Consider the following 12,044-nt stretch of genomic DNA (forward strand, 5'->3'; position numbering starts at 1 on the left):
AAATAGGCTAAAATATCGGGTTATTGTTTAGCTTTGAGCCCCTTATAAAATGACCTCTACTCCAACTGCAACCAATTTCAAAGAACTTGGCTTAATCACACCACTGTTAGACCGCCTTACTGAATTGAAATATCAACAGCCAACCCCAATACAAGCACAGGCGATACCAACGGTATTAGCAGGACGAGATTTAATTGCAGGGGCAAATACGGGGTCGGGTAAAACCGCGACATTTGCATTACCTTTGCTTCAAAAGATATATGAACAAAGCATTCTTTCAAAAAAGCTTAGCACTACAAAAACTAACGTTAAAAGCGGCAACTATGTTGCTGGACTTATCTTGGTACCTACGCGTGAGTTAGCCAAACAAATAGCAGACAGCATTAAATCTTATGCTCAACACTTTAACGGCGAAATAAAAACCCTTGCCGTATTTGGTGGTGTGTCGGTTAATACGCAAATGTTGGCGCTACGTGGCGGAACCGACATTTTGGTGGCCACACCCGGTCGACTGTTGGATTTAATATCAAGTAATGCCATAAAATTAGATTTAGTAAGTACCTTAATTTTGGATGAAGCCGACCGTATGTTAAGTCTGGGCTTTACGGAAGAATTAACAAAACTGCTAAAATTAACGCCAAACAAAAAACAAACCTTATTGTTCTCAGCCACCTTTCCAGAGCAAGTACAAGACTTAACTAAAACCTTGTTAACCAATCCGGTTGAAATCCAACTGCAAAGTGAAGACGCCAGTACCTTAGTACAACGTGTATTTACCGTTAACAAAGGTGAGAAAACCACCGTATTAGCGCACTTAATTAATCAACATCAATGGCAACAAGCCTTAATATTTGTTAACGCCAAAAGAAGTTGTAAACACTTAGCGGATAAATTACTTAAACGTGGCATAACCGCAGAAGTATTCCACGGCGACAAAGGCCAAGGCGCACGTAATCGTGTTTTAGAATCATTTAAAGCCGGTGAGATCCAAGTATTAATCGCCACAGACATAGCAGCACGTGGATTGGATATAGAAAAACTGCCGGTAGTAATAAACTTTGATTTACCAAGAAGCCCATTAGATTATATGCATCGCATTGGCCGCAGTGGCCGCGCAGGAGAAGTAGGCTTAGCATTATCCTTGATCGATCACGAAGACTTCCATCATTTCAAAATAATAGAAAAGAAAAATAAATTTCGCCTAGAACGTGAATTGGTCGAAGGTTTTCCTGTTACCGACATACCAGACCAAGCGGTATTAGACGCCGAAAAAGTACAAGGCGTCGGCATGGCAAAACCAGAAGGCACAGGCAAGAGAAAACACAAACACAAAAACAAATCTTCAATCAGTGCCGCCGACGTTTGGGCTGGCCATGTTGGTGATGATGATTAATCTTGTAAGGTCACCGACCTTATAATCAGGCTTAGCATTAATTAAATAATTCAGAGAATTGTGCATGAAAAGGTTAATAAACCTTAAAAGGAAGTATTCTTTTAAACAGAAAATGTTGAGCTTTAAACAAGCTTTAGCACAGGAAAAACAAGAAACCATTGAGATGCTGAGCATCTACAAAAAATTTACTAAACGTACAGCGAACAAAGAAGAAATGAAAATTGCCCAAACGCAGTTTTTCGATCTGCTAAAAGGCTGTGGATTAGGTGTTTTTGCCTTATTACCTCTGGCGCCAATCACCATTCCTATCCTTTTGAAAGTTGGCAGAATGTTAGGTGTTGAATTAAAGCCAACCTCTTTTAATGATAAAAAACCAGTTCAAAACCCAGAACAAGATAAATAGCGGCCGCGCTATTCAAACTTAAAACCTAGCCTTAAATAGGTATTTACTTAAGGCTATCGTTTTGTGTTCAGACACACTTTAAATTCAAATGCTTTCAGTAATAATATTCAAATTTTAAGCCGAAAAGATCAGGCCTAATAAAACCACTTGAGTGATCAAACCAATTAAATAAAAGTAGCTGCGCGGGCTCGGATTTTCATTGGTGGCAATTTTATAAAACAAAGTCATATGAACAATACGCGCCGCCGCAAACACAGATGTCACAACATAAAGTGTATTTGCATCAACCCCTGCAAACATAGCCAATAAAGCGGTAACCACAAATAACGGCACATTTTCCAAAGAGTTCATAAAGGTCCGGTTACTGCGGAAGACAAAAGAGTGGTGATCCAACTCAGGTGCAACCACACCCGGAATATAATGGTCTTGTTTTCTATGGGCTCTAGCCGCAACTAAAGCTTGAATAACAACGGTGGCGATAATAATAGCGATTACAAAAATACTGTCAGCATATTGTGGCATTGGACTTTTCCTGTTTGTTTATAGTTTGCGTGCAAAGTAATTTAACAGAGGTGTTTATATGTGTCAAATGATTTGTGTGCAAAGTAAAATAACTACTGCTTTAAAAGTAGTTGTTCATAAACCAAACCACTTTCGCTACCATGGGTAAATAACACAATTTAAAATTGATAAGAGCAGGCTTTCAAATGATCAAGAACGTATTCACCATCGCCGCCGTAATCACTGTGCAATTAGCTGTAATTAAAAGCGCCATTGCAGAACCAAGCCAGTGGCAAGTGAAGGTGGAAGAGCCTGATTTAGTAATATCAACCAGAACAGTACCGCACTCACAACATCTTGAAGTACAAGCAACAGTAAACTTTCAAGCGCCCCTAAATACCATAAAAGCATTTTTTACCGCAGATGGAGAGTGTTGGAAGTGGCAACTACGTTGTAGTCGAACAAACATAATTGATTCAACCTCTGAGTCAGAAAAAACGATTTATGTTGTTGTTGATATGCCTTGGCCAATTGATGACAGAGACTTTGTTTTGAATTCAACCTACAGCGAAGATCAAACTAATAACCGTTTGACGTTAACGTTAGTTCCTTCTGAAATCCAAGCTCCGTCTGAAACTCAAGTCCCAAGCGATTTAGTTCGCGCGTACTCAACAATCACGTACGAATTAACAAGACAAACAGAAGACAACCACACCACACTGAACGTCACCATGCACACCGAATTTGGCGGTTCAACACCATCTAGCCTAACCAATAGCCTGTTACACAAAGAACTAAAAAAAGACTTAACCAAGTTAATGCAACTTGTGAGAAGCGCAAAAGCAAATCAATGAAGGGCAAAGCTAGTTGAGTAGTGTTAGAATTCTAATTCCTATCAATTACAATTGACTTAGATTATTTTTAATTTGGCGCAAATAACATAAAGTTATTAATAAATAACTGAATCAAGTTACCTGCATGCTGTCTGACTGAGCCACCAGCAAATAAACTAAATACTTGTTTAGTGATGAAACAAATATCAATCTCTTTGACTAATTCAGGAAAGGTATGGCCCTGATATGAAAAGTCGGTGATATAAACAAGCTTTCATTTACCACTTAGTTTGTCCAGCCTCACTTCAACCGGATGAAAACCATCAGTATTTGGTGAGTATTCAGAGTCACGAAAGTTAAAGGCATTAGCTGAAATGCTTTTGTTTGGAATAGTTGATTTATTAATTTCTCTATTTAAAACGGTATAAAAAGATTTAGGCACAGGTAAAAGAAAACACATAGGGCCAATTAAAGCCGCTGACGTTTGGGCTGGAATTTCAAAGTTAGATAGTTAGCCTGAGTACTTATTTTTGATTGAAAGGGGTCATTACAATATTGACAGATAGATTAAAATTAGGTTATAAAACACCACATCTTGTGTTTTTGATGTGGCGTAAATACCATATATAGAAAACCAACTAACTGGAATCGAATAAAAGGAAGATTCTAATGTATTTAACAAACACTGAGTTTGTAAAAACATAGAACGAATTTGAGTTAACCCATAACTCAACATACAGCACTTATTAAGCAGTGTTGATGCCTTTATTTGATTTCAGGAGTCACTTAACAACCTCCTGTAATTGAACAAACGAAACTTGCCTTGCAAATGCTTGGCATATATTTATTCATTTAGGAGAATTGCCCATGAGCCATTTTATAAATTTAGATTTAAACCGATTGATGCAAGCGCAAAGCGACGAGATTAATCAATTGAAAAAATCACCAACTTATATTGTCGATGGATATATGAGTTATATGTTGAACAGAAAAAGTAACACAGTTAGTTTGCTGGAAAAGGCGATTGAAAAGTCTAACTCTTATATTTTTAACGTTCTCAATGGTGATTTAGGCGCCATGACATGGCGAACGCACATGGACAATTTAAATCAACTCGCACATAAACAAAGAAAGTTAGCGTTCGTTCATGCACAAGCCAAGACTCACACATTAAAGAGTGATCAATTACTCGAACGCCTAAATAGTAAATTTTGTATTGGGCAATGTAACAATCAAGATTTAGACGTTGCTGCAACAACGGCAGAGCGCGTTCAACATGTTCAGCTAAACCAATATTCGCAAACCGTATTTGATACTTTGTTTACTAAAAGCACGTCAATTGTTGGACTTTTTATAGCCAAAGACGAATTTGAACTCGACGAATTCACAGAGATAAAAAATAAATTTTGGAGTGACTATACACCGTTTATGGTGTCGATAGGTTACGCAATAGACACATCAATTGACCAGCCTTGGGAATTGCACTTGTTTAACTTTAGTGGTCAATATTCAAGTTTTCCAAATGTGGTAGAAGTGGAAGACGATTATATTTTTTTAACTGATGACAACGCCGAGTTATTTACTTGTGCGGCGTCAAAGTACAAAGGTGAGAACCAGTGCTTGTTTAAAGAGGAAAAACTAACTAAAACACAGACGTATAGCAGTGCGAAAGATGGAAAGCACTACTGCGGCTCGTGTATCGAACGCTATAATTAATTGTCGGGTTGGCTTTTATTGTTCAGGCTATTAATACTCAATATGGCCTGAAATAACATGAATTTTTAAGGTGTTTATTAACGCCATTAATTCAAATAACACTCTTAATTCAAATAACACTTAAGTGGCCAAGTAAAATTGGCCACTTGATAGTTAACTTAATGCGCCGTTGTATGTATTAATCGCCCCTTGTGTTTTATGGCAATTTACCATGTTCGCTTTTATCTTCTTTAGCATGACTTGAAAGGCCTTTGTGGTTATTTATAATTTTTTTACGGCACTTATCAAAACTCAATTTAGATTTTTTCCAGCATTGTTTGCCATCGTCGGCCAAACAATATTCTAAAACAGCCACCGCCTTCTTCTTACAGGGTATAAATTCATTGGCAGTAGCTGACGCAAAAACAGACAAACTACTAAATAGCCCTATGTAAAATATCAAAACTTTTTTCATATTCAGAACTCATTAATTTATTTGTGCAGTTAGACAATACCGTCATTTAATTAGTTAATAATAGGTAAATTAGACGATACGTGAAGCATTACAGCGACTTTTGTTTAAACAAAAAAAAGACCAAGATTGTAACCTTATACAGGTTGAACTGCGCTGGCTATTACAATGCAGCGGCGCAATACCAGTAGAGCAAGGCGAGCAGGTTCAAGCTTCTGCTCTGCGTCACAATTCATAATGTTTGGGTTTATTGACGTAGTTTGATTATATTACAGCCAACAACCAACTTTCGATTGACATAATTAAGCTCTGTAGGCACTTTATCTATATGAAATAAAAGATAAAATATTCAATGGATTTGACGTTTTTGAAGACTCATCAGTTTTATAACGACAATGCTACTAAGTTAGCCGAACAGTACCTTTCAAAAACCTTTGAACAGGTGCATCGAAGCTGGTCGCCGTTTTTACCCTCGATAATTGAAAATCCCAACGCTCGTATTTTAGACTTAGGTGCCGGTTCTGGCCGCGACGTTAAATACCTTGCACAGTTAGCCACTAAAACACACCAAACAAACAATAATATTCAAATATTTGCCGTAGAGCCAGCTCAAGAACTGGCAGTAATTGGACAAAAGACCACGGACGCTTTAAACGTAAAATGGATAGACGATTCATTACCAGCATTATCAAAAGTCAGCAAACAAGAAGTCAGTTTTGACTTAATTCTACTCAGTGCGGTTTGGATGCATATGAATGCAGAAGAGCAAAGTGACGCTCTGAATACGTTAAGTAAACTAGTTTCACATGGTGGATTAATTGTAATCACGCTTAGAATTGGTGAATTTACAGATGGCCGTATAGCGCATAAAATTAATGAAACTGATCTCATAGCGCAAGCAAATAGCCTTAATCTTGACGTTATTCTAAATGAAAACTCGGCTGACGCGCTGGATCGCTCAGATGTGACTTGGAAAACATTAGTCTTTAAATGGAAGCATTAATATGACAGTTCAGTTTTATATCAATAAGTTTCAAGCCTTAAAACCGGATAAGTCGAGTGGGCATGCAAAGCCACATAAAGTATGTTTATTGTTAGCTGTCATCGAGCAGATTGAGCAAGGCTTTATTACAACGAATAAAGTAATTTATAACGATAACTTAAAAAGTAGATTCACTTATTACTTTGAACAATTACAGCAAGGTAATGACAAAGACACGCCATATCTGCCGTTTTATCATTTACAAACTAGTGGTTTTTGGCATTTAGATGTTAAACCTGAATATCAAGAGGAGTTCAGTGCTTTAAAGGCGGCAAGTAACTCAAATATCAGTCGTTACGTGAGTTTTGCGTATTTTGATGAGGAGCTGTTTGATTATCTAAAAAGTCCAGCAACGCGACATGCATTAAAGGATGCGTTAATTCACAATTTAGACAGCTTAGAAGTTCAATATCAGCGCTGGGCATTATCCATTGGTAAATCTGAAAAGACGGTGAAGAACTACGTTGGTGCGCTTAAAGGTTCAATTTCAAATTGGTTGTATGATGCTGGAATATCCAAAGAGAACGTTTTGTCGATTGGTTCGTATGCACAGTATAGTGTGGTAGCGAGTAAAGCTTTGCAAATCGAAGAGTTTAGAGCTAAAAACACTACAGGTAATGGTATGTACAGCGCGGCGCTTAAGTCTTACCAGTCATTTTTAGCTGATGTCACTCAAGTAAATGTCAAAGATGACATTGATAAGATTTTAAACGACGAAAATACAACAGCAACCGAAAAATCAACCTTAGTTAATACCAGAATAGGGCAGGGAGCATTTAGAGATAAATTGATCCAATATTGGCAGGGCTGCGCATTAACCCGGTATAACAAAATGCAGTTTTTAATTGCCTCACATATCAAGCCTTGGGCAAGCGCTGATGACAAAGAAAGGCTAGACCCGAATAACGGTTTGTTATTGTTGGCTAATATAGATAAAGCATTCGATCTTGGTTACATAACATTTACAGAAAAAGGCAAGATAGTCATTTCACCTTACTTAGACGACTACCAAGTTTTAGGCATAAGCAAAAACATGGGAGTAAATCTAAATCAACAACACCAAGACTATTTGGCATATCATCGTGAAGTTACGTTTAAAAAATAACCAAACCCACTAATATTTGTTGGTGTTAAACCTTGGTAGTGAACCAATGTTTTGGATCTGCTCCCGCATTTGCTCAATAAGCACTTTCAATTCAACTGCTGCGTTGGCTATGCATTACTTTTTATAATTACTTACCCTTTTTTTATAATCTTTATTGAATACATTAATTTATTTATGTATCTAAAATTGATTGCATTTTATTGTTTTTGTATTCATTTATGATTACGCTTGTTTGTTATTGTATCAAATTAAGGTTACACTTATTAAGGTTTGTAAATCTTAATACTTTGACTATAAATTAAAAAAATAGAGGGATGTCATGGCTTTTAACAGAAGTAATCCAAAAAGCACCGTCAAAAAGACAGTGATGTTTCAGTATAAATCTATTGCTAACTCGGTAGTTGGCTCTCGCTTGTTTAAAACGCCTAAAGAAGGTTGGGTTAGAACCATCAGAACTGCACTTGGTATGTCGGGTGCTCAACTTGGCAAAAAAATGTGGGTGAGTCGCAATCGAATTTCTGTTCTTGAGCGAAAAGAAGCCCAGGGAGAAATCACACTAAACCAATTGCAAGCACTTGCGGAACAACTCAATTGCGATTTGACTTACGCATTGATACCAAAGAAAAAAATTGAAGATATGATTGATGACAGAGCAACAGAAATAGCTTATAAAAACTTAGAAACTAATTCTCAGAATATGTTTTTGGAAGCTCAAGCTATTGATGAAAACGCTCAAAATAGACTTCTTAATCAGATCAAAGAAGAAGTTATAGAGTCAGGTGGACGCGCACTGTGGAGCAACACTAAGGAGTAAGTTTTGTCGGAATTAATTGATAACCCAGAAGGCGCAACGCCACTTAATCCTGATGATATGCTTGGCCTAAAATTAAAGCATATTGATACTCGTGAACAGTTGAATGAAGTTGAAGCCGCGAACATACTTCAAGGTCAAATTTGGGCAAGTAAATTAAAGAAAGGAACTCAAGATCCTACTTTGGATGATATTTTTAATCGAGATTTTGTGACTAATTTGCACAAAGCACTTTTTGGTGAAGTTTGGCAATGGGCAGGACATTTTAGACAACGAGAACTTAATATAGGCGTTGACCCTAAAAATATTGCGGTTGATCTACATAATTTTATTGAAGACGCTAAATGTTCGGTCGAATTTAAGCATTATGACAACCTTGAACTTTCTGCCCGCATTCAACATAAGCTTGTTCAAATACATCCATTTGTAAACGGTAATGGCCGTCACTCCCGGATATTCACTGATATTGTGCGAGTGTATTTACTTAACGAGAAACCAATGAAATGGGCAAATGCCAAGCTTGAGAACATGACAGAAGAACGTAACTCTTATATTTCTGGCTTAAGAGAAGCCGACGTAGGCGACTTATCCACCTTCATTAAATATCTTCAAAGTCTAGGGAATAAATAAAAAGCTTAGGGAATAAATAAAATCACCGCCATAATACTCATATAAATATTATGACGGTTTGTAGTGGTTATAAAACGTTAAGAACGTTTTACTCAATATTTTGAATTTGTTCCCTCATTTGCTCAATAAGCACCTTTAACTCAACCGCTGCATTTGTTACTTCTGAATTGATGGATTTTGAGGCTAGGGTGTTTGATTCGCGGTTAAACTCTTGCATCATGAAGTCTAGTCTGCGGCCGCATGCGCCGCCTTTTTTCATTATTTTTTGAGTTTCTGTTACGTGGCTTTGTAGGCGGTCTAGTTCTTCGGCTACGTCGGTTTTTTGTGCCATGTAAATCAGTTCTTGTTCTAGGCGTTGTTCGTCAATTTCTACGCCGGCTTCTTCTAAGCGGGTTGTGATGCGTTCTTTTTGCCATTTCATGATCTCAGGTAGGTGAGCAGAAACAATTTTTGATTGTTCTAATACGCCTTCCAATCTAGTGTCTATCATGTCTTTTAGGTTTGCACCTTCGCTGGCTCTGGCGTCGATGAAGTCTTTAATCAGTGGTGTGAACGCGGCCAATATTTCTTGTTGTACGGCATTCATGTCGGTTTCTTCGGCTTGCATTACCCCTGGCCATTTTAGAATGTCGACTGGGTTGATTTCCCCTGAGGCTGCTTCGTTGGTGATCCAAGATGCACTGTCGATTAACTGTTTTGCTAAGGTTTTATTAATCGTTAACTGGGTGACTGCTGACGGATTGGGTGTGTATTTTAAAAATACTTCTACTTTGCCACGTTGCAGTTGTTTACGTAAACGCTCGCGTAATATGGCTTCTAATGAACGGAACTGTTCTGGTAGTCGAATGTAGGTTTCTAAGTAACGTTGGTTAACAGAACGGATTTCCCACACAGCGGTGCCCCAATCACCTTTGGTTTCGGTACGGGCGTAGGCAGTCATACTTTGGATCACAAGCGAGTCCTTTGTTTTAATAAGAAAGTGTTTAATTAGAAAATGAAACTATAATATTTTTGCAAGTATAACCGCGACGCAGCTAGCTGGCTAATTTATAGAGTATTAGTAGGGATTATCCCTAAAATTTAAGTAAATACTTTAAAATGATGATTTATTAGTCAAAAGTACTCGCTATTTTTATTTAAAAAGCGTAGAATGCGCGCCCTTTTGATTCCCCCATAGACAGGCTAAGCTCGGATAGTTACGTAAGGTAACGCGCATGTGAGTGATAATGGATTGACGCGTGAAGTTGGGGTAGATGTGAGTAAAACAATGACAGAACAAGTAACACCCCAACTAGAAGCAGCCGCGGTTGCCGAACTAAAATTTGCAGACTTAGGCTTAAGCCCTGCAGTATTAGATGCAGTAACAAGCGTAGGTTATGAAACACCTTCACCAATCCAAGCAGAATGTATTCCTCATATTTTAAACGGCGATGACGTTTTAGGTATTGCACAAACGGGTACAGGTAAAACAGCTGCGTTTGCATTACCTGCTTTATGTAAATTAGATGCAAAAATTAACTCTCCACAAGTGTTGGTTTTAACTCCAACTCGTGAATTAGCTATTCAGGTAGCTGAAGCGTTCACGACTTATGCTGAGAAACTTAAAGGTTTCCACGTATTACCAATTTATGGTGGCCAAGACTTCCGTACACAATTACGTTCTTTAAAACGTGGTGTACATGTTGTTGTTGGTACGCCTGGTCGTGTTATGGATCACATGCGTCGTGAAACATTGGATTTGTCTAACCTGAAAATGGTTATTTTGGACGAAGCTGATGAAATGTTACGTATGGGTTTCATCGACGATGTTGAATGGATCATGGAAAGTGTTGCTAAAAATACACAGATTGCTTTGTTCTCTGCAACCATGCCAGCACAAATATTAAAAGTAACTAAAAACTACTTAAAAAATCCTAAAGAAGTGCGCATTAAGCCTAAAACGGCGAGCCACTCTAACATTACGCAGCAATATTGGATTGTTAATAACAATCAAAAACTAGATGTATTAACGCGCATTTTGGAATTAATCCAATTTGAAGGCATGATTATCTTTGTTAAAACTCGTCAAAGTACGGGTGAATTAGCTGATAAGTTATCTGCAAGAGGTTACGCCGCTGCAGCACTTAACGGTGATATGAACCAATCACACCGTGAACAGTGTATTGAGTCTTTAAAATCTGGTCGTTTAGATATTATCATTGCAACAGACGTTGCAGCCCGTGGTATCGACGTTGAACGTGTTACTCACGTTATTAACTACGATTTACCATATGATGTTGAGTCTTATGTTCACCGTGTTGGCCGTACTGGTCGTGCTGGACGTAAAGGTATTGCAATCTTGTTTGCTGCGCCACGTGAGCGTCGTTTATTAAAAACGATTGAACGTGAAACTAAGCAAACTATCTTGCCTTATGAAGCACCTTCAAATGAAGAAGTTACACAATTACGTGTGTCTTCTTTCAAAGAGAAAGTTGCCGATGCGTTGGGTTCTCAAGAATTAGAGTTCTTTAACAAGTTAGCGGCTGAATTTGCTGCTGAACATAACATGGAAATTGCTGAAGTTGCGGGTGCATTAGCATTTTTAGCTCAACAAGAAGCGCCATTACAAGTTAAAGGTCGCAGTATGCCTGGGCATAACAACGCCGATGACAGAAGTGGTGATCGTGGTGGCCGTGAAAGAAACGGACGCGACAGAGACCGCGGTGAGCGTGGCGGACGTGACAGAGATCGCAGCGAACGTGGTCCTCGTACTGACCGTGATCCTGGCGTTAAAATGCAAGCATACCGTATTGAAGTTGGCCGTGAACATGGTGCAACTCCAAGAGATATCGTTGGCGCTATCGCAAACGAAGCAAACTTAAGCTCTAAGTTCATTGGTAACATTAAACTTATGCCTAACTTCTCAGTGGTTGAATTACCGGCTGATATGCCTACTGAAGTACAGCAACAGTTAAAACAGACGCGTATTCGTAACCAACAACTGGATCTTAAAGTAGACCCACGTGGTGGCGAAGGTGTTGGTCGTGATGATCGTCCAGCTCGCCCTCGTCGTGACGGCGGACGTGATGGCGGCGGTCGTGGTCGTGGTGGCGAAGGTCATCGTGGACAACGTGATGGTGGTCGTTCTCGTCCATCAAATCGCGGAAGTCGTGATTAATA

The 12,044-nt window shown here is 38.5% G+C and carries 12 protein-coding genes and 1 pseudogene; 9 read left to right on the plus strand and 4 right to left on the minus strand.

Annotated elements, in window-relative coordinates:
• Positions 1–49: 49 nt before the first annotated feature.
• Entirely contained in the window at positions 50–1,393 is a 1,344-nt protein-coding gene (locus RT723_RS12500; protein ID WP_315947407.1) for a DEAD/DEAH box helicase, read from the plus strand.
• A 64-nt stretch (positions 1,394–1,457) separates the two neighbouring features.
• The gene (locus tag RT723_RS12505; protein ID WP_315947408.1) at positions 1,458–1,796 is read left to right on the plus strand and encodes a hypothetical protein; all 339 of its coding nucleotides are present in this window, start codon (positions 1,458–1,460) and stop codon (positions 1,794–1,796) included.
• A 114-nt stretch (positions 1,797–1,910) separates the two neighbouring features.
• Here the strand turns inward: RT723_RS12505 and RT723_RS12510 are convergent, their stop codons facing one another.
• Positions 1,911–2,318 (minus strand): MAPEG family protein, encoded by a 408-nt coding sequence (locus tag RT723_RS12510; RefSeq protein WP_315947409.1) that lies wholly within the window; start codon positions 2,316–2,318, stop codon positions 1,911–1,913.
• A 185-nt stretch (positions 2,319–2,503) separates the two neighbouring features.
• Here RT723_RS12510 and RT723_RS12515 point away from each other — a divergent pair, with 185 nt between their 5' ends.
• Positions 2,504–3,151: an START domain-containing protein gene (locus RT723_RS12515; RefSeq protein WP_315947410.1), complete on the plus strand. Its 648-nt coding sequence runs from the start codon at positions 2,504–2,506 to the stop codon at positions 3,149–3,151.
• A 67-nt stretch (positions 3,152–3,218) separates the two neighbouring features.
• On the opposite strand, the pseudogene RT723_RS12520 reads toward RT723_RS12515, so the two are convergent.
• Positions 3,219–3,590: pseudogene (locus tag RT723_RS12520) on the minus strand (DUF2787 family protein).
• Positions 3,591–3,997: 407 nt separating this feature from the next.
• Here RT723_RS12520 and RT723_RS12525 point away from each other — a divergent pair.
• Positions 3,998–4,846, plus strand: a complete 849-nt coding sequence (locus tag RT723_RS12525; RefSeq protein WP_315947411.1) for a hypothetical protein — start codon at positions 3,998–4,000, stop codon at positions 4,844–4,846.
• A 196-nt stretch (positions 4,847–5,042) separates the two neighbouring features.
• Here the strand turns inward: RT723_RS12525 and RT723_RS12530 are convergent, their stop codons facing one another.
• Positions 5,043–5,300, minus strand: a complete 258-nt coding sequence (locus RT723_RS12530) for a hypothetical protein (protein WP_315947412.1) — start codon at positions 5,298–5,300, stop codon at positions 5,043–5,045.
• Positions 5,301–5,664: 364 nt separating this feature from the next.
• On the opposite strand from RT723_RS12530, the gene RT723_RS12535 reads away from it, so the two are divergent.
• The 4 genes from RT723_RS12535 (at position 5,665) to RT723_RS12550 (ending at position 8,885) form a co-directional block, all read left to right on the plus strand.
• The gene (locus RT723_RS12535; protein WP_315947413.1) at positions 5,665–6,300 is read left to right on the plus strand and encodes a class I SAM-dependent methyltransferase; all 636 of its coding nucleotides are present in this window, start codon (positions 5,665–5,667) and stop codon (positions 6,298–6,300) included.
• Between the two features lies 1 nt (position 6,301).
• A complete protein-coding gene (locus RT723_RS12540) occupies positions 6,302–7,444 on the plus strand; it encodes an HNH endonuclease (RefSeq protein ID WP_315947414.1) in 1,143 nt (380 codons plus the stop codon).
• 319 nt (positions 7,445–7,763) lie between these two features.
• Positions 7,764–8,258: a mobile mystery protein A gene (locus tag RT723_RS12545; protein WP_315947415.1), complete on the plus strand. Its 495-nt coding sequence runs from the start codon at positions 7,764–7,766 to the stop codon at positions 8,256–8,258.
• A 3-nt stretch (positions 8,259–8,261) separates the two neighbouring features.
• Positions 8,262–8,885: a mobile mystery protein B gene (locus RT723_RS12550; protein WP_315947417.1), complete on the plus strand. Its 624-nt coding sequence runs from the start codon at positions 8,262–8,264 to the stop codon at positions 8,883–8,885.
• 88 nt (positions 8,886–8,973) lie between these two features.
• Here RT723_RS12550 and RT723_RS12555 read toward each other — a convergent pair whose 3' ends face one another.
• Positions 8,974–9,837, minus strand: coding sequence for a YicC/YloC family endoribonuclease (locus RT723_RS12555; protein WP_315947418.1), 864 nt, complete (start codon positions 9,835–9,837; stop codon positions 8,974–8,976).
• A gap of 315 nt (positions 9,838–10,152) precedes the next feature.
• Between RT723_RS12555 and RT723_RS12560 the strand changes: the two genes are divergently transcribed.
• Complete coding sequence (locus tag RT723_RS12560) at positions 10,153–12,042, plus strand: DEAD/DEAH box helicase (RefSeq protein WP_428983705.1); 1,890 nt, start codon at positions 10,153–10,155, stop codon at positions 12,040–12,042.
• Positions 12,043–12,044: the final 2 nt, after the last annotated feature.

The organism is Psychrosphaera aquimarina (assembly GCF_032461525.1).
GTDB lineage: Bacteria > Pseudomonadota > Gammaproteobacteria > Enterobacterales > Alteromonadaceae > Psychrosphaera > Psychrosphaera aquimarina.

Excerpts from the sequence above, each read along its gene's own strand:
- RT723_RS12500 (WP_315947407.1), top strand. The coding sequence starts at position 50 with ATGACCTCTACTCCAACTGCAACCAATTTCAAAGAACTTGGCTTAATC.
- RT723_RS12505 (WP_315947408.1), top strand. The coding sequence starts at position 1,458 with ATGAAAAGGTTAATAAACCTTAAAAGGAAGTATTCTTTTAAACAGAAA.
- RT723_RS12510 (WP_315947409.1), bottom strand. The coding sequence starts at position 2,318 with ATGCCACAATATGCTGACAGTATTTTTGTAATCGCTATTATTATCGCC.
- RT723_RS12515 (WP_315947410.1), top strand. The coding sequence starts at position 2,504 with ATGATCAAGAACGTATTCACCATCGCCGCCGTAATCACTGTGCAATTA.
- RT723_RS12525 (WP_315947411.1), top strand. The coding sequence starts at position 3,998 with ATGAGCCATTTTATAAATTTAGATTTAAACCGATTGATGCAAGCGCAA.
- RT723_RS12530 (WP_315947412.1), bottom strand. The coding sequence starts at position 5,300 with ATGAAAAAAGTTTTGATATTTTACATAGGGCTATTTAGTAGTTTGTCT.
- RT723_RS12540 (WP_315947414.1), top strand. The coding sequence starts at position 6,302 with ATGACAGTTCAGTTTTATATCAATAAGTTTCAAGCCTTAAAACCGGAT.
- RT723_RS12545 (WP_315947415.1), top strand. The coding sequence starts at position 7,764 with ATGGCTTTTAACAGAAGTAATCCAAAAAGCACCGTCAAAAAGACAGTG.
- RT723_RS12560 (WP_428983705.1), top strand. The coding sequence starts at position 10,153 with ATGACAGAACAAGTAACACCCCAACTAGAAGCAGCCGCGGTTGCCGAA.